Below are 1,314 nucleotides of genomic sequence, written 5' to 3'. Positions count from 1 at the left end.
GCCACGCTGCTGGCCACGCTTTCGCCGGTGTGGGTGGTGCTCGGCTCGCGCTTCTTTCTGGGCGAGACGGTGACGCGGGCCACGCTGGCCGGCCTGGGGCTGTGCATCGCCGGGGCCGCGCTGCTGGTGGGGGCCAGCTTCAGCGTGGCGCCGGAGCACCTGACGGGCGATATCTACGGCCTCATCGTTTCGGCGTTCTTCGGCTCCTATGTGCTGAGCGTGCGCCGCCTGCGCCAGCATATGGGCGCCGGCGAACTGATGTACCGCTCGTCGATCATCACCGCCGCCGGGCTGCTGGTGGTGGCGCTCGCCGGCGGCGGGCCGATGTGGCCGGCGAGCCTTTCCGGCCTCGGCGCGCTGCTGGCCATTGCCCTGCTCAGCCATGTCGGCGGACAGGGCGTCACCGCGTTCGCCCTCGGCCACCTGCCGGCGGCCTTCTCTTCCCTCGTCATCTTTCTGGAGGCACTGGCCGCCGCGGCCACGGGCTATGTGGTATTCGGCGAATCCATGACGGCGCTGCAGATGACGGGGGCGGCCATGCTGGTGGCCGGCATCGTGGTTGCCCGCCCGCGCCGCGCCCGCCGCGACTGACGGCGGCGCGCGATTGTCCCCGGTCATCGGCGCCGCGCGCCCGGCTTCGACTCGAACCTGCCGCAATCGCGCCGCAAGGAAAAGCGAAGACCCGATGGCCCCGCCGGCCCGTCCGCCGCGCCCGTCACCGGCCCGTCCGCCACCGCCCCTTCGTTGACAAAACCAGGGCAAGCGCGCAATGAACCCTTCCCTGCCCGTCCGCGAACCGAGAGAGACAATGCCATCGGATAGCGAACGCTCCCGTCCTTCGCGTTCCCGCAAGGACAGCGCTGCCAAAAAAAGCGCACCCGCCGCCCCCCGCCGCGCTGCGCGCGTGCTGGGCGGCGCGCTTGCCGCGGGCCTGCTTCTCGCCCCCGCCGTTGCCCATGCCGATCTGCGGCTGTGCAACAAGACCCCCGGCGGCATCGGTGTCGCCATCGGCTACAAAACGCAGAAGACCTGGGTGACCGAGGGCTGGTGGAATGTCGGCGCCGGCACCTGCAGCGTCATCATCGAGGGACCGCTGAACGCGCGGTTTTATTATATCTACGCAGTCGACAACAATAATGGCGGCGAGTGGGGCGGGAACGCCTATCTCTGCACCCGCGAGAAGGAATTCACCATCGAGGGGACAGAGGACTGTGTGCGTCGCGGCTATGAGCGCACAGGCTTCTTTGAGATAGACACCGGCGAGCAGCGCAACTGGACCGTGCAGCTCACCGACCGGCCGACCGCCCATAAGGA

General features: G+C 69.2%; 2 protein-coding genes. Both read left to right on the top strand.

Going from position 1 to position 1,314, the window contains the following annotated elements:
- Positions 1-591: DMT family transporter (locus V7067_RS15490; RefSeq protein WP_334176804.1), on the top strand; the 591-nt coding region annotated here is incomplete at its 5' end.
- A 178-nt stretch (positions 592-769) separates the two neighbouring features.
- A partial coding sequence (locus V7067_RS15485; RefSeq protein WP_334176803.1) for a DUF1036 domain-containing protein occupies positions 770-1,314 on the top strand: 545 nt, incomplete at its 3' end.

This window comes from Pseudoxanthobacter sp., from assembly GCF_036822375.1.
Classification (GTDB): Bacteria; Pseudomonadota; Alphaproteobacteria; order Rhizobiales; family Segnochrobactraceae; genus Pseudoxanthobacter.
This window is presented reverse-complemented; position numbering and strand designations above follow the sequence as displayed.